The organism is Mesorhizobium sp. CA14 (assembly GCF_020165195.1).
Lineage (GTDB): Bacteria > Pseudomonadota > Alphaproteobacteria > Rhizobiales > Rhizobiaceae > Mesorhizobium.
Window position 1 is genome coordinate 1 of record NZ_JAIUHR010000023.1, and the last position, 19,203, is coordinate 19,203.

At 63.8% G+C, this 19,203-nt stretch carries 19 protein-coding genes; 9 read left to right on the forward strand and 10 right to left on the reverse strand.

Annotated elements, in window-relative coordinates:
* Nucleotides 1-189: 189 nt before the first annotated feature.
* Both LB565_RS21315 and LB565_RS21320 read right to left on the reverse strand, forming a co-directional pair.
* Nucleotides 190-1,107 carry a pseudouridine-5'-phosphate glycosidase gene (locus LB565_RS21315; protein WP_224587463.1) on the reverse strand — a complete coding sequence of 306 codons (918 nt, stop codon included), beginning with the start codon at nt 1,105-1,107 and terminating at the stop codon, nt 190-192.
* Between the two features lie 39 nt (nt 1,108-1,146).
* Nucleotides 1,147-2,085, reverse strand: coding sequence for a carbohydrate kinase family protein (locus LB565_RS21320; protein ID WP_224587465.1), 939 nt, complete (start codon nt 2,083-2,085; stop codon nt 1,147-1,149).
* 385 nt (nt 2,086-2,470) lie between these two features.
* Between LB565_RS21320 and recA the strand changes: the two genes are divergently transcribed.
* Complete coding sequence (gene recA / locus LB565_RS21325; RefSeq protein WP_224587467.1) at nt 2,471-3,568, forward strand: recombinase RecA; 1,098 nt, start codon at nt 2,471-2,473, stop codon at nt 3,566-3,568.
* Between the two features lie 440 nt (nt 3,569-4,008).
* Nucleotides 4,009-6,678 (forward strand): alanine--tRNA ligase, encoded by a 2,670-nt coding sequence (alaS, locus tag LB565_RS21330; RefSeq protein WP_224587468.1) that lies wholly within the window; start codon nt 4,009-4,011, stop codon nt 6,676-6,678.
* A gap of 222 nt (nt 6,679-6,900) precedes the next feature.
* On the opposite strand, the gene LB565_RS21335 is transcribed toward alaS, so the two are convergent.
* The 3 genes from LB565_RS21335 to LB565_RS21345 are packed head-to-tail and all read right to left on the reverse strand — an operon-like array spanning nt 6,901 to nt 9,481.
* On the reverse strand, nt 6,901-7,527 hold the full coding sequence (locus LB565_RS21335) for a glutathione S-transferase family protein (RefSeq protein ID WP_224587469.1): 627 nt from the start codon (nt 7,525-7,527) through the stop codon (nt 6,901-6,903).
* Nucleotides 7,524-8,267 (reverse strand): hypothetical protein, encoded by a 744-nt coding sequence (locus LB565_RS21340; RefSeq protein ID WP_224587471.1) that lies wholly within the window; start codon nt 8,265-8,267, stop codon nt 7,524-7,526. Before LB565_RS21340 ends, LB565_RS21335 begins: the two co-directional genes overlap by 4 nt.
* A 2-nt stretch (nt 8,268-8,269) precedes the next feature.
* Nucleotides 8,270-9,481: an NADP-dependent isocitrate dehydrogenase gene (locus LB565_RS21345; protein ID WP_224587473.1), complete on the reverse strand. Its 1,212-nt coding sequence runs from the start codon at nt 9,479-9,481 to the stop codon at nt 8,270-8,272.
* Nucleotides 9,482-9,689: 208 nt separating this feature from the next.
* Here LB565_RS21345 and LB565_RS21350 point away from each other — a divergent pair, with 208 nt between their 5' ends.
* The 3 genes from LB565_RS21350 (at nt 9,690) to murI (ending at nt 12,201) form a co-directional block, all read left to right on the forward strand.
* A complete protein-coding gene (locus LB565_RS21350) occupies nt 9,690-10,538 on the forward strand; it encodes an RNA methyltransferase (protein ID WP_224587476.1) in 849 nt (282 codons plus the stop codon).
* 82 nt (nt 10,539-10,620) lie between these two features.
* Nucleotides 10,621-11,226, forward strand: a complete 606-nt coding sequence (locus LB565_RS21355; RefSeq protein WP_224587478.1) for a hypothetical protein — start codon at nt 10,621-10,623, stop codon at nt 11,224-11,226.
* A gap of 174 nt (nt 11,227-11,400) precedes the next feature.
* Nucleotides 11,401-12,201: a glutamate racemase gene (gene murI / locus LB565_RS21360; protein ID WP_224587488.1), complete on the forward strand. Its 801-nt coding sequence runs from the start codon at nt 11,401-11,403 to the stop codon at nt 12,199-12,201.
* Between the two features lie 3 nt (nt 12,202-12,204).
* On the opposite strand, the gene LB565_RS21365 is transcribed toward murI, so the two are convergent.
* Nucleotides 12,205-13,596: an RNB domain-containing ribonuclease gene (locus LB565_RS21365; protein WP_224587489.1), complete on the reverse strand. Its 1,392-nt coding sequence runs from the start codon at nt 13,594-13,596 to the stop codon at nt 12,205-12,207.
* A gap of 144 nt (nt 13,597-13,740) precedes the next feature.
* On the opposite strand from LB565_RS21365, the gene LB565_RS21370 reads away from it, so the two are divergent.
* Nucleotides 13,741-13,923 carry a DUF3008 family protein gene (locus LB565_RS21370; RefSeq protein WP_140830373.1) on the forward strand — a complete coding sequence of 61 codons (183 nt, stop codon included), beginning with the start codon at nt 13,741-13,743 and terminating at the stop codon, nt 13,921-13,923.
* Nucleotides 13,924-13,986: 63 nt separating this feature from the next.
* On the opposite strand, the gene LB565_RS21375 is transcribed toward LB565_RS21370, so the two are convergent.
* On the reverse strand, nt 13,987-14,196 hold the full coding sequence (locus LB565_RS21375) for a hypothetical protein (RefSeq protein WP_224587490.1): 210 nt from the start codon (nt 14,194-14,196) through the stop codon (nt 13,987-13,989).
* A 369-nt stretch (nt 14,197-14,565) separates the two neighbouring features.
* On the opposite strand from LB565_RS21375, the gene rpsD reads away from it, so the two are divergent.
* From rpsD to LB565_RS21390, 3 genes are all read left to right on the forward strand, one after another.
* The gene (gene rpsD, locus LB565_RS21380; RefSeq protein WP_126093607.1) at nt 14,566-15,183 is read left to right on the forward strand and encodes a 30S ribosomal protein S4; all 618 of its coding nucleotides are present in this window, start codon (nt 14,566-14,568) and stop codon (nt 15,181-15,183) included.
* Between the two features lie 106 nt (nt 15,184-15,289).
* Nucleotides 15,290-16,177 (forward strand): tRNA 2-thiocytidine(32) synthetase TtcA, encoded by an 888-nt coding sequence (gene ttcA, locus LB565_RS21385; RefSeq protein ID WP_411970681.1) that lies wholly within the window; start codon nt 15,290-15,292, stop codon nt 16,175-16,177.
* A complete protein-coding gene (locus LB565_RS21390; RefSeq protein ID WP_224587491.1) occupies nt 16,167-16,994 on the forward strand; it encodes an inositol monophosphatase family protein in 828 nt (275 codons plus the stop codon). Before ttcA ends, LB565_RS21390 begins: the two co-directional genes overlap by 11 nt.
* Before the next feature lie 50 nt (nt 16,995-17,044).
* On the opposite strand, the gene LB565_RS21395 is transcribed toward LB565_RS21390, so the two are convergent.
* From LB565_RS21395 to LB565_RS21405, 3 genes are all read right to left on the reverse strand, one after another.
* Nucleotides 17,045-18,268: a multidrug effflux MFS transporter gene (locus LB565_RS21395; RefSeq protein WP_224587631.1), complete on the reverse strand. Its 1,224-nt coding sequence runs from the start codon at nt 18,266-18,268 to the stop codon at nt 17,045-17,047.
* Nucleotides 18,269-18,472: 204 nt separating this feature from the next.
* Complete coding sequence (grxD, locus tag LB565_RS21400) at nt 18,473-18,808, reverse strand: Grx4 family monothiol glutaredoxin (RefSeq protein ID WP_040981263.1); 336 nt, start codon at nt 18,806-18,808, stop codon at nt 18,473-18,475.
* A gap of 152 nt (nt 18,809-18,960) precedes the next feature.
* Nucleotides 18,961-19,194, reverse strand: a complete 234-nt coding sequence (locus LB565_RS21405) for a BolA/IbaG family iron-sulfur metabolism protein (protein WP_040995401.1) — start codon at nt 19,192-19,194, stop codon at nt 18,961-18,963.
* Nucleotides 19,195-19,203 lie beyond the last annotated feature (9 nt).

Sequence of the window (19,203 nt, forward strand, 5' to 3'; positions counted from 1 at the left end):
CCCCCGCAAGGGGGGAGATCGGACGTAACCCCCGCTTCGCCAATCGCCAACGCTGCAAGAAGAGCGCCTTCGACGAAGCTGCCAATCTCCCCCCTTGCGGGGGAGATGTCCGGCAGGACAGAGGGGGGTGTGAAGGAACGCGGCGTTCGCTTTTTGGCTATCGCTGCCTGGTAACTGAGCGCTCCGCGCCTACAGCGCCTTGGCAATCTCCGCCGCCAGCCGCGCATTGTTCTCGACCAGCGCGACGTTGGTCTTGAGGCTGCGACCGCCGGTCAGCTCCAGGATTTTCGACAACAGGAACGGCGTCACCGCCTTGCCGGTGACGTTCTGCGCCTCGGCGGCCTTCTGCGCCGCCTGGATGTAACCGTCCATCTCAGCGGCCGGGATCTCGTCGTTCCGCGGCACCGGATTGGCGACCAGAATGCCGCCGCCCAGGCCCAGCGCTTGGCGCGTGCGGTAGAAATGCGCGATGTCTTCCGGCGCATCGAGCGTCAGTGGGGCGCGGAAGGGCGACTGCCGCGACCAGAAGGCGGGCATGATCTCGCAGCCATGGCCGATAACCGGTACGCCGCGCGTTTCCAGCACTTCCAGCGTCTTTTCGATATCGAGGATCGCCTTGGCGCCGGCTGAGACGACGATGACCGGCGTGCGCGCCAACTCGTCGAGATCGGCAGAGATATCAAAACTCTGTTCGGCGCCTTTATGGACGCCGCCGATGCCGCCGGTGGCGAAGACCTTTATGCCGGCCATATGCGCGGCGATCATGGTGGCCGCGACTGTGGTGCCGCCGGTGCGCGTTTGAGCGACCGCGAAGCCGAGATCGGCGCGCGACAGCTTCATGGCATCGCCCGTCATCGCCAGCGATTCGCGCTCGCCATCGGACAGGCCGATCTTGATGCGCCCGTCGATCACGGCGATCGTCGCCGGCACCGCGCCGCCGTCGATGATGATCTGCTCGACCTTGGCGGCCATCGCGCCATTGTCGGGATAGGGCATGCCGTGGGTGATGATGGTGCTTTCCAGCGCCACCACGGGCCGGCCGGCGGCAAGCGCTTCCGCCACGGGCGGGTGGATATCGACGAAGGGGCGGGCGGTTTCCGGCGTCATGGCTGTCTCCGACAAGGAGGAAGTAGATGGTGGGTGGCCCTATGCCACCTCCCGTGCCTCCGGCACAAGGGCAAGCGCCTGCGTGAAATTGGCGATCGTGAAGGACGGCACGGCCTCCGGGCTCTCTATGGCGAGCATTGCCGCCGCAACGCCTTCGCGCAGCGCGGCGCGCAGCGGCAGGCCGCGCAGCAGGGCAGCGACCGTCGCGCCGGTCAGGGCGTCGCCGGCGCCGGTCACGTCGGCGACCCGGCGGGGCGCGGGGGGGTCGATTTCAAAGATGCCGGTGTCGTCGAAGCCCAGCACCGCGGCGCTGCCGGCCGTAACCACGCCGGCATTCAGGCCAGCCCGTCTGAGCGCGTCGACAAGGGCTTCGCCGGACAGGTCGGCACCGACCAGCACCGCGGCTTCGCGGCGGTTCATGAAAAGCACCGACAGATCGTCGAGCAGCGGCGCCAGGCGGACGACCTTGGCCGGTGAGACGGCGATGGCGAAGACCGGCCGGCCGCCGGCAAGCGCCGTCAGGCGCTCCAGCGCCGCCGTCGGCAGGTTGGCGTCGCACAGGATGGCGTCGGCAGCGGCGATCGCCTCGCGCACCTTGGCGCGCCTGATTTGCTTGGGGAAGGCAAGATCGTAGAGCGCCATGTCGGCCAGCCCGACGATCAATTCGCCCTCGGCGTCGATCAGCGCCGTATAGCTCGGCGTCGTGCGGTCGAGGAACACGACCGAGAGGTCCGTTATCCCGGCGCTGTCGATCGCCGAGGCGACCGTGTCCGCCGCCGCGTCGCCGCCGCGCACGGATATCAGCGAGGCCGACACGCCGCGCTTCACCACGCTGCGCAGCGCATTGAAAACGACGCCGCCGACGTCCTCGCGCATCATGCCGGGATTGGAGGCAGCGGGCACATAAATGCCCGAGACCTGGCCGCGCCGGTCGATATGGGCGCCGCCCAGCGCCAGGATAGTTGGGGATGTCGACATTTCGGGTCGCTGACTTTCGTTGATCGTGCGGCTGCGCACACTAGAGCGGTTCGGCGTCTCACGGAATCGCTGAACCGCTCTAAATCTTTCTTCCTGTGCAATTCCGGACGGAAAACCGCTACGCACTTTTCCCGGAATTGCTCTAGGTTTCCCAGGTCGCCCCGGCAATCGGGGTCGCGATTCGGGATGGCCGGATGTCGGGATCTCTTCTGGACCAGTGGTTGTGCTCCGCACTTGGTTCTGGTGAGACAAAAATAGAACAAATCCGGATAGTGTTTGTTTTTCAGGTATTTGTTGCCCCTTGCCAAATGAGAACAAAAAAGGTACAAAAGAGGAGGGATCACGGATTGTCCGGCCTTCATTGACGACCAAGGGGTGATGTATCATGGCTCAGAATACTTTGCGGCTTGTAGAGGATAAGGCAGTGGACAAATCAAAGGCTCTGGATGCGGCGCTGTCGCAAATCGAGCGCGCTTTCGGCAAGGGCTCGATCATGCGGCTCGGCGCCAACGAGCAGGTGGTCGAGATCGAAACCGTGCCGACCGGGTCGCTCGGGCTCGATATCGCGCTCGGCGTCGGCGGCCTGCCGCGCGGCCGCATCATCGAAATCTACGGGCCGGAAAGCTCGGGCAAGACGACGCTGGCGCTGCACACCGTGGCGGAAGCGCAGAAGAAGGGCGGCATCTGCGCCTTCGTCGATGCCGAGCACGCGCTCGATCCGGTCTATGCCCGCAAGCTCGGCGTCGACCTGGAAAACCTCCTGATCTCGCAGCCCGATACTGGCGAGCAGGCGCTGGAAATCTGCGACACGCTGGTGCGTTCGGGCGCGATCGACGTTCTGGTCGTCGACTCCGTTGCAGCGCTGACGCCGCGCGCAGAAATCGAAGGCGAGATGGGCGATGCGCTGCCCGGTCTCCAGGCTCGTTTGATGAGCCAGGCGCTGCGCAAGCTGACCGCCTCAATCTCGCGCTCCAACACCATGGTCATCTTCATCAACCAGATCCGCATGAAGATCGGCGTCATGTTCGGCTCGCCCGAGACGACCACGGGCGGCAACGCGCTGAAATTCTACGCCTCGGTGCGCCTCGACATCCGCCGCATCGGCTCGGTCAAGGACCGCGACGAGGTCGTCGGCAACCAGACCCGCGTCAAGGTGGTCAAGAACAAGCTGGCCCCGCCCTTCAAGGTGGTGGAGTTCGACATCATGTATGGCGAGGGCGTGTCCAAGACCGGCGAACTCGTCGATCTCGGGGTCAAGGCCGGCGTGGTCGAGAAGTCGGGCGCCTGGTTCTCCTATAATTCGCAACGTCTCGGCCAGGGTCGCGAGAACGCCAAGCTGTTCCTGCGCGACAATCCCGACACGGCGCGCGAGATCGAGATGGCGCTCAGGCAGAATGCCGGGCTGATCGCCGAGAAATTCCTCGAGAATGGCGGCTCCGAAGGCGGGGAGGACGGTTTCGAGGACGAAGCCGGCGCCATATAGGGCCGGTTCGTCCAGGAAGGCCGCGCGGCGGTTTCCTGTTCGGGATTGAGCGAAAGCAATTCGTTGGCTCAGCCGGAGTTCGGCCACAATCCGGGTTTATCGGTTTGCGCTTATGTAATCGAGTTCTTGAGTACTGCGTACCCGAACCGCCGGCCTTCGCGCCGGCGGTTTTGCGTTTTGCGGGCAGTGCTGAGCCGCCGCTCCTGCGAAGATTGGCCTAAAGCGCGCCGCGCTGAAACGGCTCCAGGCGACGCGCCTTAGGCCTTTGTTTTGATGCATGTCGTTGTCCCAGAACCGCTGCGCACTTCTGGGCGACACGCATTAATTCCGTGTTTCTGGACAGGGTGAGGAGCTATCGCTAAAAGGCCCATCTATCTTCTGAAACAAAAGCCCATCAGCCGCCGGCAACGCCGGCGGTTCTCGCGAAAAGGCAGTACGCAATGAGTGGCGTGAACGATATCCGGTCGACATTCCTCGACTACTTCCGCAAGGAGGGCCACGAGATCGTCGCCTCCAGCCCGCTGGTGCCGCGCAACGATCCGACGCTGATGTTCACCAATGCCGGCATGGTGCAGTTCAAGAACGTGTTCACCGGCCTGGAGAAGCGTCCCTATTCGCGCGCCGCGACCGCGCAGAAGAGCGTGCGCGCCGGCGGCAAGCACAACGACCTCGACAATGTCGGCTACACCGCGCGCCATCTCACCTTCTTCGAGATGCTCGGCAATTTCTCGTTCGGCGACTATTTCAAGGAGCGTGCGATCGAGCTGGCATGGAACCTGATCACCAAGGAATTCAGTCTGCCGAAAGACAAGCTCTTGGTCACCGTCTATTACACTGACGACGAGGCGGCGGGCCACTGGAAGAAGATCGCCGGCTTTTCGGACGACCGTATCATCCGCATTGCGACCTCCGACAATTTCTGGGCGATGGGCGACACCGGTCCCTGTGGGCCTTGCTCGGAAATCTTCATCGACCGCGGCGAGCATATCTGGGGCGGCCCGCCCGGCAGCCCGGAAGAGGACGGCGACCGGTTCCTGGAATTCTGGAACCTGGTGTTCATGCAGTATGAGCAGGTGACGAAGGAAGAGCGCATCGACCTGCCGCGTCCCTCGATAGACACCGGCATGGGCCTGGAGCGCATGGCCTCCATCCTGCAAGGCGTCGAGAGCGTCTTCGAGACCGACCTTTTCAAGCATCTGATCGATGTGGCGTCCTCGGCGCTCGGTCAGGGTCCGAACCAGGAGAACGTGGCGTCCTATCGCGTGATCGCCGATCACCTGCGCTCGTCCTCGTTCCTGGTCGCCGACGGCGTGCTGCCGTCCAACGAAGGCCGCGGCTATGTGCTGCGCCGCATCATGCGCCGTGCCATGCGCCATGCGCAGCTGCTTGGAGCCAAGGATCCGCTGATGTGGCAGCTGGTGCCGGCGCTGGTGCGCGAGATGGGCCAGGCCTATCCCGAGCTGGTGCGCGGCGAGGCGCTGATCACCGAGACGCTGAAGCTTGAGGAAACACGCTTCCGCAAGACGCTGGTGCGCGGCCTCGGCCTGCTTTCGGACGCGACCGAGACGCTCAAAGCCGGCGACATGCTGGACGGCGAGACGGCGTTCAAGCTCTACGACACCTACGGCTTCCCGCTCGATCTGACGCAGGATGCGCTGCGCCAGCGCAGCATCTCGGTCGATATCGCCGGCTTCACCGACGCGATGGAGCGGCAGAAGGCCGAGGCGCGCGCGCATTGGGCGGGTTCGGGCGAGGCCGCGACCGAAACCGTCTGGTTCTCCGTGCGTGAAAACACCGGCGCGACCGAGTTCCTCGGCTATGAGACCGAGCAGGCCGAAGGCATCGTCCAGGCGCTGGTCAAGGACGGCAAAGCGATCGATAGCGCGTCGCAGGGCGACGCGGTCGCCGTGATCGTCAACCAGACGCCGTTCTATGGCGAATCCGGCGGCCAGATGGGGGACATCGGCGTGATCTCCGGCGAGGGCTTCTCGATCGAGATTTCCGACACGCAGAAGAAGGCCGACGGCCTGTTCGTGCATCTGGGCAAGGTGGCCAAAGGCACGGTCAAGACGGGTGTAGCTGTCGAGCTCAAGGTCGACCACGCCCGTCGCTCGAAGCTGCGCGCCAACCATTCCGCGACGCATCTCATCCACGAGGCGTTGCGCGAGGTGCTGGGCACCCACGTCGCGCAGAAGGGCTCGCTGGTGGCGCCGGACCGGCTGCGCTTCGACATCTCGCACAACAAGCCGATCTCGGCGGACGAGCTCGAAGAGGTCGAGCGCATGGCCAACGAGATCGTCGTCCAGAACAGCCCGGTGACGACACGGCTGATGTCGGTCGACGACGCCATTGCCGAGGGCGCCATGGCGCTGTTCGGCGAGAAATATGGCGACGAGGTCCGCGTCGTGTCGATGGGCACTGGCCTGCATGGCGCCAAAGCCAATCGTCCCTATTCGGTCGAACTCTGCGGCGGCACGCATGTGAAATCGACCGGCGATATCGGCCTGGTGCGCATCCTGTCGGACAGCGCGGTGGCGGCCGGCGTGCGCCGCATCGAGGCGCTGACCGGCGAGGCGGCGCGCAAGCATCTCGACGAGCAGGACAGGCGGCTGAAAGCCGCGGCGGCGACCTTGAAGATCTCGCCGGCCGATGTACCGTCGCGCGTCGAGGCGCTGCTAGAAGAGCGCAAGAAGCTCGAAAAGGAGCTTACCGAGGCGCGCAAGAAGCTGGCGCTGGGCAGCGGTTCGGCCGTTGCCGATGCCCCGGCCGCGAATGAGACGGTCGCCGGCGTCGGCTTCCTTGGCAAAGCAGTCAGCGGTGTCGCGCCGAAGGACTTGAAGCCGCTGGCGGATGCCGGCAAGAAGACTCTCGGCTCCGGCGTGGTCGTCTTTGTCGGCGCCGGCGAGGACAACAAGGCGAGCGTGGTCGTCGGCGTCACCGACGACCTGACCAACCGCTTCAGCGCCGTCGATCTCGTGCGCGTCGCGTCCGCCGCGCTTGGCGGCCAGGGCGGCGGCGGGCGTCCCGACATGGCGCAGGCCGGTGGCCCCGACGCCTCCAGGGCCAATGATGCGATCGCGGCGGTGAAGGCGGCGCTGGAGACGGCGTGACGCTTGGGGCGATCGGCTGTAGCTCAGGCCGGTTCCCAATTCTCCGAGGGTGGCGCTGCCCCTCATCTGGCTGCCGCCATCTTCTCCCCGTTGAACGGGGAGAAGGGCGCTGTCACATAGGGCTTTCGCCAATCGCCGGCGTTGCAACTGCTTCTTTCTCCCCGTTTTTAAGGGGAGAAATGCCCGGCAGGGCAATGAGGCGTGGCGCCGGCGCTGAGCGAGTTACGCGACCTTTTCCGTGCGCATAAAGCTCGGCCGTCCGGCTATCTGCGCAAACCAATCCCGGATATCCGCAAACCGCGCCAACAGATCGCGTCCTTCCGCGACCTTGACGAAATAGGCAATCATTGGCGCCGCATGCAGATCGGCCAGCGTCACTTGCTCGCCGAGCAACCAAGGCCCTTTTGCCTTCAGCGATGTCAAAACCTTGAGCACCATCTCAGCTTGACGGAGCCCGCCGGTGATCAGCGCCTCATCCGGCGCCGCCTTCTCCAGCCGCTCGACCGCGACGTCCCAGACCATGGCGCGATAGCCGTAGGCGTCGAGCATGCCGATGATCTGGCCCGTCCTGGCGCGGCCGCGCGCGTCGGCCGGTTGCAGGGCCGGACCGTCGAAGGCCTCGTCGACATAGCGCGCGATGGCGCCTGTCTCGAACAGACGAAAACCGTCATGCTCGAAGGCCGGGATGCGGCCGAACGGGTGATGCTCCAGATACCAGGCCGGAATGCCTTCGGCGGCGAAGATGTCGAGCGGCACGAGCTCGTAGCCGACACCCTTTTCCTCCAGCGCCATGCGCGCGATGCGGACATAGATGCTGTAGTCGGCGCCGAAGAGGATCGGCTTCTTCATGCTGATCTTCCACTTTGTCGGAACCAGACACACAGACTCCCGACGGGTTCGAAGCCGGCAAGGCGCGCCGCATGTAGCGCGTCGCCATGCTCATATCCGACGAGTGGAAGATCGTCGGCGTAGATAGCGGCGGCGCGGGTGGCGTCCTGATAAGCAGTAGCCGCGCCAACTCCCTTTGCAAAAACGTTGGACAGCCCGACTGCCCCTGGCGAACGATTCACGATGCAGCCGGCGTCAAAACCGACGGCGGATGCACACCCAAAAAAAGCAATGTCGGGATTATCGAGGATCGCAGGCGGAAACACGCGCCGGTCGCGTGGATTGTCTTCAGCCCAAGCATCTTCCCAGGCCCGTAGCGCATCGGGATCACGGATGCGCTCCCAGCCAAAAGCCATGCGGCTATGAGCGCCAGCGGCTGCACGGCTCGGATTGGCCCAAGTCCAGTTTGCGCTGAAAAGCCGCTTGAAGCCGAGGCTGGCCAGATCGAGCCGGCAAAACCCATCCTTGACCGCAAACGGGCCGTCAAGCCCCGAACTCAGATGCTTGACGGCTTCATGCTGGGACTCGATCGCATCGGGATCAAGCGTTGTCATATTGGAGTAATAGGGTGGAGCGGGCGACTCGCTCCACCACAACAACGGGTTTCGCTGTCGATTCAGTCCGTGCGCCCGAAATACTGCCTCGTAAAGATCGGCATTGTTTGCCGCGCAGACGCGGGCCTTTTCGGCCGCGGCCAGCATCGCTATCCCATCGCCTTCTGCAAATTCTCGTCGATCTTGTCGAGGAAGCCGGTGGTCGAGAGCCAGGGCTGGTCGGGGCCGATCAGCAGCGACAGGTCCTTGGTCATGAAACCGCTCTCGACGGTCTGGATGCAGACCTTTTCCAGCGTCTCGGCGAAGCGCTTCAGCTCGGCATTGTCGTCGAGCTTGGCGCGGTGGGCGAGGCCGCGCGTCCAGGCGAAGATCGAGGCGATCGAATTGGTCGAGGTTTCCTCGCCCTTCTGATGCTGGCGGTAGTGGCGGGTGACGGTGCCATGCGCGGCTTCCGCTTCCACCGTCTTGCCGTCCGGCGTCATCAGCACCGAGGTCATCAGGCCGAGCGAGCCGAAGCCTTGCGCGACAGTGTCGGACTGCACATCGCCGTCATAGTTCTTGCAGGCCCAGACATAGCCGCCCGACCATTTCAGGCTGGAGGCGACCATGTCGTCGATCAGGCGGTGCTCGTACCAGAGTTTCCTTGCCTTGAACTCGGCCTCGAACTCCTTCTCGTAGACCTCCTGGAAGATGTCCTTGAAGCGGCCGTCATAGGCTTTGAGGATGGTGTTCTTGGTCGACAGATAGACCGGGAAATTGCGCAGCAGGCCGTAGTTCAGCGAGGCGCGGGCGAATTCTCGGATCGACTCGTCGAGATTGTACATGGCCATGGCCACGCCGGCGCCCGGCGCGTCATAGACGTCATGCTCGATCACCTGGCCGTCCTCGCCGACGAACTTGATCGTCAGCTTGCCCTTGCCGGGGAAGCGGAAGTCGGTGGCGCGGTACTGGTCGCCGAAGGCATGGCGGCCGACGACGATCGGCTTGGTCCAGCCCGGCACCAGGCGCGGCACGTTCTTCATGATGATCGGCTCGCGAAAGATCGTGCCGCCGAGGATGTTGCGGATGGTGCCGTTGGGCGACTTCCACATCTTCTTCAGCTTGAACTCCTCGACGCGGGCCTCGTCGGGAGTGATCGTCGCGCATTTCACGCCGACGCCCCATTTCTTGATGGCGTTGGCCGAATCGACCGTCACCTGGTCGTTGGTGGCGTCGCGGTGCTCGATGCCGAGATCGTAATATTCAAGCTTCAGGTCGAGATAGGGGTGGATCAGCTTGTCCTTGATGAACTGCCAGATGATGCGGGTCATCTCGTCGCCGTCGAGTTCGACGACCGGGTTAACCACCTTGATCTTCGCCATGGAAAGAATGCCTCGTTGCTGGGGGATCTGGACGGCCTTGCCCGCATGGTTTCGGCCGGGGATGCGGAGCGTATATCAAAGGCTTTTTCAGCGCGCAAACCGCGATCCGCGCCCGGGCCGAGGGGCGCCGCTGTTGTGAATGCTTCATTTTCCGGTCCGGATGTGGCAGGGGACGCCGAAACGCCGCAAATCCCGGTTACCGAAAGCCATGCCAAGCACTGACGACCCCAGCAAGACCGCTTCCGCCGGCCCCGCGATCATCCTGGTCGAGCCGCAGCTCGGCGAGAATATCGGCATGGTCGCCCGCGCCATGGCGAATTTCGGCTTGTCCGAGCTCAGGCTGGTCAATCCGCGCGACGGCTGGCCGAGCGAGAAGGCGCGCGCGGCCGCCAGCCGCGCCGACCATGTCATCGACGCCACCAGGGTTTTCGACGATCTGGCATCGGCGGTCGCCGACCTCAACTTCGTCTTCGCCACCACGGCGCGGGAGCGCGACGGCTTCAAGCCGGTGCGCGGTCCCGTGGAAGCGGGCAGGGCGCTCAGGGCACGTGTCGAGGGGGGCCAGCGCACCGGCATCCTGTTCGGCCGCGAGCGCTTCGGTCTCTATAATGACGAGGTCGGGCTAGCCGACGAGATCGTCACCTTTCCGGTCGATCCTGGCTTTTCCTCGCTCAACATCGCCCAGGCGGTGCTTTTGATGTCCTATGAGTGGATGAAGTCCGGCCTCGCCGACGAGACCCAGACCAATTTCTCCGGACCGGAGCTGGTGCCGGCGACCAAGGAGCAACTGCACAGCCTGTTCGCCTATCTTGAGAACGCGTTGGAAGCGCGCGGTTATTTCCGCCCTGAGGAAAAGAAGCCGAAGATGGTCGACAATCTGCGCGCCGTGCTGACGCGCGCGGGGTTCGCCGAACCCGAGCTCAAGGTTCTGCGCGGCATCATCTCCTCGCTCGACCGGTTCTCGCCGGCCATGCCGCGCGGCGACGGCTCGCCCGGGGACGATCCAAGACGACTGCCGGCCGGCGCGCGCGGTCGCGCCAAAGACGAAGAAAGTTAAGATCGATAAGCTGTGAGCATTTGAAGTAACCGATTTTTATTCGGTCGTGCCTCATCCTTGCTGCAATAGTTGGGGGTGGCACATGTTTACGTCCAATATTGGCCGGCTGCGCTTTTTCCTTTACTCTCTTGGTCTTGCCGTCGCCGAAACCGTGGTGATCGTCATCTGCATTGTCAGCACGATCGGTTTCGAAGGACTGATCAATTCGGGTCCCGGTCCGTCGCGGCAGGGCATGGCGGGCGCCGTCCTCGTCGCCTCGCTCATCTTTGTCGCGCTGCGCGGCAACATCGCCTCGCGCCGCACCCGCGACGCCAACGGGCGTCGCTGGATTCTGTGGGCCTACATCGCCCTTTCGGCCGTCTATGCCCTTCTGCAGGCAGGCGTGCTGCTGGTCGTCAAATTCGGCGATCCCGAGAGCATTCCGGGCGGGCTGAACCTGCTTGCATTTTCGATATTCGGCCTCTGGTGCACGATCCTGTGGGCGAAACCCGTCGCGGGCAGCAACATCGATGAATTGACCGATGTTTTCGACTTCGACGGTCCGCTGCCGGCATCGACCCGCACTGGACGCACCGCTGTGCCGGCCGCTCCACGCGCCGCGGTTGCCGCTTCAGCCGCACGCATCCCGCCCGCGCCGCAGCCTTTCGGCAGACCGCGCCCGGCCGGTTTCGGCAAGCGCGGGATATGAGTTATCTTAGAGATAGAGCATGATGTCGTCCGAAAAGCGCTTCACTCTTTTCGGCATCATGCTCTAGCGATTGCGCGAAAGCTGCTCGCATTCGCCACTTCAAGACCATGATCATTCGCGATAGAAGCGCGTCGGTCCAATTCCGGGCCTGCCGCTTCTTATAACCGGATGACAATGAGCGATCGATCAAGCCAGCGCCCGATCCTGATGTTCGATTCCGGCGTCGGCGGGCTGACGGTGCTGCGCGAGGCGCGTGTGCTGATGCCCGACCGCCGCTTCGTCTATGTCGCCGACGACGCGGCTTTTCCTTACGGCGCCTGGGAAGAGCCGGCGCTCAAAGAACACATCCTTGCGCTGTTCGGCAAATTGCTCGACCGCCTGCAGCCGGCGATTTCGGTCATCGCCTGCAACACAGCCTCGACGCTGGTGATCGAGGTGCTGCGCGAGACATTCCCCGGCCATCCTTTCGTGGGCACGGTGCCGGCAATCAAGCCGGCGGCCGAGCGCACCCGCTCCGGCCTGGTGTCGGTGCTGGCGACGCCGGGCACGGTGAAGCGCCAGTACACGCGCGACCTGATCAGCAAATGGGCGCAGAAATGCCATGTGCGCCTGGTCGGCAGCGACCGGCTTGCGGGGCTGGCCGAGATCTATATGCGCCAGGGTTTCGTCGATGAGGAAGCCGTGCGCGCCGAAATCGCGCCCTGTTTCATCGAGCGCGACGGCAATCGCACCGATATCGTCGTGCTCGCCTGCACGCATTACCCGTTTCTCGCCAACCGCATGCGCAAGACCGCGCCCTGGCCGGTCGACTGGATCGATCCGGCCGAGGCGATCGCACGGCGCGCCATGTCGCTGCTCGATCCTGTCGGAGAAACATCCGGCGAGAGCGAGCCCGATCTGGCCGTCTTCACCTCCGGCAAGATGGATTTTGCCACGAGGCGGCTCATCCAGGGCTTTGGACTGACCGCACCTTAGTGCTCAAGCCGGGGTGGCGGGCTCGAAGACGATGCTGCGCTGATCCGGATCGGCCGAGACCAGCTTCAGGTTGAGATTGTCGCCCTGCCTGAGGCCGGAAGCCTTGACGTTGGCAACGACAGGCATATCGGCAAGCTGCACGCGCACGCCATGGTCGACGAAGTCGGTGACGACGGCCTTGAACGTCTCACCCTCATGTCCCTTGAGCATTGCGGCCTCGGCAAGGTCGATGGCAGCGTGATTGATCTGCGAGGCGCGGGCATCCGCACGCCCCATCACCTTCGGCAATCTGGCAAAGGCGTCGGCGACGGCCTGCGGCACGGGCTGGCCGTTGGCGATCGCCAGCGCGCAGCGCACGACGTAACGGTCGGCCAGCCGCCTGAGCGGCGCGGTGGCATGCGCGTAGGTCGCGGCCATCGCCTCATGCCAGGGCACGACGCCCTCCTGATAGGGCTGGTAGGATGCGCCGTTGCCCGCGCGGCGGATCTCCAGCATCAGCGCTGCCTGTTTCGGATCGGCCGGATCGAGCGTGCGCTGATAGTCGCGCAGGCTGGTGGAGGCGGGCCAGGACAGGCCGAGCGCCTGTGCTGCGTTGCGCAGCCGTTGCACCTTGGAAGCATCCGGCCCCGACATCACCCGGAACAACCCGGTCTTGTGCGCCAGCATGGCATCGGCGATCGCCATATTGGCGGCCAGCGAAAGTGCTGCATTGTCCTGCTCGGATTGCAGCAGCGGTCTGAACGAAAGCCGGAACGTGCCGTCGGCGAGCCTTTCCACCTCCTGCTCCGGCGGATCGACGCGCGAAGCGCCGCGGCGCTGTTCGTTGGCCGCCATGCGCCGCGCCAGTTCCGCGAAGCCGGCGGGAACATCCGAAGGTTTGACGCTGTCATAGGCGAGCTTGGCGCGGCTTTGAATGATGGCGCGCTCCGCGCCATCCAATTTCACCGCACCGTCCCCGGCAACCCGGATCGTGAAGATGACCGCGGGACGCGGCCCATCGGGCAATAGGCTCGCCGCAGCCTCGGCAAGCAGCGGCGGGTAGAGCCCGGCCTTGCCGTCCGGCAAATAAAGCGTCTCGCCCCGGTTCCAGGCTTCGAGATCCACAGCGTCGGCATCCCCGGCGAACCAGGCCACGTCGGCAATGGCGTAATGCAAGAGAAGATCGCCGCCGCTGGCCTCGATCGAGAAGGCCTGGTCGAGATCGGTCGAGCTCGCCGGATCGAGCGTTACGAAAGGCACCGCGGTGCGATCGGCATGCTGGTCGGGCACACGCTTGGCAGCCGCCTGCGCCGCAGCCACCACCTGCGGCGGAAATCCGTCCGGCACGTGGAACTCGGTGCGGATTTTCGCGAGGCCGGTGGAGAGTGCCTGTGAGGGATCGGTCAGCGATTTCATGCCGCCGTCCTACACTGGCGTTCCGGACGCGGGAAGGCCGTCGCTGAAGATCGCCGATGCCGCAAGCTTACGAAAGACCTGGCCGCCCAGGCCGGAACTGCTGCCGAACCGCGGCGTTTCTCCCGCAGCAAAGGAGAAACCGCCATGCCCGCCAAATCGCAAGCCCAGCAAAAGGCCGCCGGCGCAGCGCTTTCCGCCAAGCGCGGGGAGACGAAGAAGAGCGAACTCAAAGGCGCTTCGCGCGAAATGTATGAATCGATGAGCGAGAAGCAGCTCGAGGAGTTCGCCGAGACCAAGCGCAAGAGTCTGCCCGGCAAGAAGTCGTAGATCGAATGAAATGCCCGCGGCGTCGGCCGCGGGCCTCCGTTAATCCCTTTGCCGCGAGATCAGCTAGCGGCGCCACCAGCAATGCCGCGTCTTGTAGCGCACGACATGGCGATGGCCGTGGCGCCAGACCACTTTTTTCTTCACAACGACGCGGCACACCTGCTTGTGGCCATGGCCATGCCAGTGCCTGGCCATGGCCGGTTCCGGCGTCATGACCGCCATCGATCCGGCCAACACAGCCGCTCCGGTCAGGGTAAGGAAGAACTTCTTCATGGGAATTCGGACTCCTCTGCTCCAGTCCCTTCATCACGTGCAGGGCGTTGCGTCCGAAGACGCCGCATCCGCCCCGATACCGCCGGCGTGCAACTTTCCGCCACACCCAGCGCCGCATGCAACGCCAAGATGATATCGAGTTGCCGTCGGCGCCGCCAGCCACAAGCTTGACAGCGGTTAAATCTGTGTTTAACAGGCCACCAACACCGGGTGGCGACGCCCGGTGGTTTCTTTTGACGTGTCCCGTGGGTTTTCCGTCGCTTTGCGTGGGAAACCCTGTCAGGTCTCGAAAACGGAGGCCAGAGGAGGGCGCGTTTCCTTCGCCCGGAGCCATGGGGTTCCGGGTATATTGTTTTGAAAGGGAATGCGATGAGCAAGCGCGAATCCGCGAAATACAAGATCGACCGCCGTCTCGGCGAAAACATCTGGGGCCGCCCGAAGTCCCCGGTCAACAAGCGTGAATACGGCCCCGGCCAGCACGGCCAGCGCCGCAAGGGCAAGCTTTCCGACTTCGGCCTGCAGCTGCGCGCCAAGCAGAAGCTGAAGGGTCACTATGGCGACGTTTCGGAAAAGCAGTTCCGCAAGGTCTATGAAGAGGCCAACCGCCGCAAGGGCGACACCTCCGAGAACCTGATCGGCCTGCTGGAGTCGCGCCTCGACGCGATCGTCTATCGCGCCAAGTTCGTGCCGACCATCTTCGCCGCCCGTCAGTTCGTCAACCACGGCCATGTCAACGTCAACGGCAAGCGCACCAACATCGGTTCGTATCGCTGCAAGCCGGGCGATGTCATCGAGGTGCGTGAGAAGTCGAAGCAGCTCGTCATCGTGCTGGAATCGGTGGGCCTCGCCGAACGCGACGTGCCCGACTATATCGAAGCCGATCACAACAAGATGACCGCGACCTTCGCTCGCGTTCCGGGCCTGTCGGACGTTCCGTTCGCGGTGCAGATGGAACCCAACCTGGTCGTCGAATTCTACTCGCGCTGATCGACATCGATCAGCCGCAGCATCCAAGGCCGCCTCTCGAGGCGGCCTTTTCTTTGGCGGTCAGGTCCGCTAAGCCGGGCGCCAACAGAACCATGGAGCCGGCGCCATGAATATGCTGCCAGACCTCAAATCCCTCGAGCCGATCGACGACGAGGCCGAAGGCGGTTTCCACCCGCTGTTTCGTGACGTGCCGTGCTCGGTCGAGTTCAACAAGCTGCGCAAGCGGCTGTTGAGGCTCACCCGCCAGGCGATCGAAGATTTCGCCATGGTTAAGCCGGGCGAGCGCTGGCTGGTGGCGCTGTCGGGCGGCAAGGATTCCTACGGCCTGCTGGCGCTTTTGCTCGACCTCAAATGGCGCGGCCTGCTGCCGGTCGATCTGCTTGCCTGCAATCTCGACCAGGGCCAGCCGAATTTCCCGAAGCACATCCTGCCCGACTATCTCAACGCCAACGGCATCGCCCACCGCATCGAATACCAGGACACCTATTCGGTGGTGACTGACAAGCTGCCCGAGAGCAGCACCTATTGCTCGCTATGCTCGCGGCTACGGCGCGGCCATCTCTACCGCATCGCGCGCGAGGAGGGGTGCTCGGCGCTGGTGCTTGGTCACCACCGCGAAGACATTCTCGAGACCTTCTTCATGAATCTGTTCCATGGCGGGCGTCTCGCCGCCATGCCACCCAAGCTTCTCAATGACGAGGGCGACGTTATGGTGCTGCGGCCGCTCGCCTATAGTGCTGAGGCCGACCTCGAGAAATTCGCCAACGCGATGAAATTCCCGATCATTCCGTGCGACCTCTGCGGCAGCCAGGAAGGGCTGCAGCGCAACGCCATGAAGGCGATGCTCGACGACATCGAGAAGCGCATGCCGGGCCGCAAGGACACGATGATCCGCGCCATGACTAACGTAAGGCCTTCGCATCTCCTGGACAGGAAGCTGTTCGACTTCGCGGGACTCACGAACCCAGGAGGAGACAGTTCCGATGCGATTTGACGATAATGCGATCGACTGGCTGGCCGAGCTTCTCGCCGACGCGGCGAGCGCCGAAATCATGCCGCGCTTCCGCCGGCTGGGCGAGGGCGACGTCCGCCAGAAGACGTCCGCCGCCGACCTCGTCACCGAGGCGGACGTCAACGCCGAAAGGCTGATCGCCGCCCGGCTCCGCGAACGCTATCCAGACGCTATGGTGGTCGGCGAGGAAGCCTGCTCCGACAACCCGGCGCTGCTGTCGGGCCTGGGCGATGCCGCGCTTGCCTTCGTCATCGATCCGGTCGACGGCACTTTCAATTTCGCTTCCGGCGTGCCGCTGTTCGGCGTCATGGCCGGCGTCGTCGTCAATGGCGAGACCGTCGCCGGCATCATCCATGATCCGGTCGGCAAGGACTGGCTGATCGGGACCAAGGGCTCCGGCAGCCATATCCGCCATGCGCATGGCGCGCTGGAGAAGGTTCGCGTCGCGGCACCGGTCCCGATGTCGCAGATGACCGGCGCCGTTTCCTGGCAGTTTCTCCAAGAGCCTGAACGCTCGCGGCTTGCCCGCAACCAGACCAAAACGCTGTCGCAATTCGCCTATCGCTGCGCGGCGCATGAATACCGGCTTCTAGCCAGCGGCCACGCCCATTTCGTGCTCTACAACAAGCTGATGCCCTGGGATCATCTGGCGGGCGCGCTGATCCACCAGGAAGCCGGCGGTCATGTCGCGCGCGTCGACGGCAGCGCCTATCTGCCGTCGCATGTCGACGGCGGCCTGCTGGTCGCGCCCGACAAGCAAAGCTGGGACGAGTTGCGCCGCGAACTCTGGGCCGAGTAGGGCCAAATCCTGCGCTTGGCCTGGCCGGCAGGCCTGCCGGCCACAGCAATCTAGTGCAGATCGGTGACGTGGCCCGAAACGGGGGGATTGTGGGGCTGGAACATCCTGCCCCGCTCGGCGATCAGGATCATCAGCAAAGCCGCGACCGAGACGCTGCAGAAACCGGCGGCCAGAGGGGTCACCGTGCCGTTATAGGCCTGGCCGATCGCCGCGCCGATGAGGGCACCGAGAAAAGTCTGCATGAAGCCAAGAATAGATGCCGCCGTGCCGGCGAGCTCGCCGAGCGGCTCCATGGCCAGAGCGTTGAAATTCGCGCCCAGTCCGCCGAATGGCAGCATCGCGCCGGCAAAAAAGGTGACGAAGAGCCAGAGCGGCATCTGCATCTCCAGCGAGACCACCAGCCAGGCAAGGCTGATGCACAGGAAGATAAGCAGCGCGCCTTGCGACAGGCGACGCATGCCAATCTGTCCGACCAACCGCGAATTGAGATAGTTGGAGAAGGCAAGCACGCCGGCAACGCCGGCAAAGATCAGCGGGAACAATTCGCCGACATGGAATATGTCGATGTAGATCTGCTGCGCCGAACTGATGAAGCCGAACATGGCGGCGAAGATGAACGTGCTGGCAAAGGCGTAGCAAAGCGTGAGCCGGTTGGTGAGCACGATGCGGAAGCCGCCGAGTACGGACGCTACCGTTAGCGTGCGGCGATATTCGGGATGCAGCGTCTCCGGCAGGCGCAGCAGAGCCCAGGTCGAAACGATCAGCGCGCCGATAGCCATGGTCACGAAAATCCAGTGCCAACTGGCAAACAGCATGACGAACTGGCCGATGCCGGGCGCGATGACCGGGATGGCCATGAACACCATGAAGATCAGCGACATCACCTCGGCCATACGCCGGCCTTCGAACGTGTCGCGCACGATCGAGACGGCGATGACGCGGGTTGCGGCCGCGCCAATGCCCTGGATGAGACGCCAGGTCAGCAACAGGGCGAAACTGGGGGCTATGGCGGCGGCAGCCGCAGCCACGACATAGACGACCAGGCCAAAGACCAGTGGCGCGCGACGTCCAAAGCGATCCGAAATAGGCCCGAACAAAAGTTGCCCGCCGCCGAAGCCGAGCATATAGGCGGTGATGACATATTGGCGGTGGTTCTCGCTCTCGACGCCGAGCGAGGCGCCGATCTGCTGCAGCGCCGGCAGCATGATGTCGATGGCCAGGGAGTTGAGCGCCATCAGCGCTGCGCAGAGCGCGATGAATTCCCAGCGCGGAATGGGCAAGCTGCCTGCCCGTTGCGACGCTTCTACCTGCTTGTCCACGGCAAAGTCCGATTTTTCAGACGAACAAGCGCCGGCTGACCGGCGCGCTGCTCGTTTCATCCCCCGAGATGCGGGGTTTATGAATTGCCGAGGTGGGGGCGCCCCGGGGGATCTTGCCGGCCGAAGGGTTTGCCTCCGCGCGAGCGAGCAAAATTGAAATCAGGCGGCGCCTTTGACGCTGACGCCCTTTTCGACGAGGAAGTCCTGCAATTCGCCGGCCTGGAACATCTCGCGCACGATGTCGCAACCGCCGACGAATTCGCCCTTCACATAGAGCTGCGGGATGGTCGGCCAGTTCGAATAATCCTTGATGCCCTGCCGCAATTCGGCCGAGTCGAGCACGTTCACGCCTTTATAGTCGGCCCCGATGTAGTCGAGGATCTGCACCACCTGGCCGGAGAACCCGCATTGCGGGAAGCCGGGCGTGCCCTTCATGAAGAGCACGACGTCGTTGCTCTTCACTTCATTGTCGATGTAGTCGCTGATGCCGGTCATGGAAAATCCTTTCACGCCTGTGGGAGTCAGGCTCGAAGCATGTCTTTCAAATAAACCCATAGATGGGCTGAAACAAGACATTAGCCATGATGCACCTTGAATGGCGCAAGGGATAACGCGATTTTGGGCCAAGGCGTAAGGGGCGGCAGCGCTTAGTCCGGGACGCTGGTCTGCAGCGCCAGAGCATGCAGCACGCCGCCCATTTTGCCCTTCAGCGCGTCATAGACCATCTGGTGCTGCTGGACACGGCTTTTGCCCCGGAAACTTTCTGCGACGACCTCGGCCGCGTAGTGGTCGCCGTCGCCGGCCAGGTCGCGGATCGTCACCTTGGCGTCCGGGATGCCTTCCTTGATCAGTTTTTCGATGTCGTGGGCATCCATTGCCATGGCAAAATC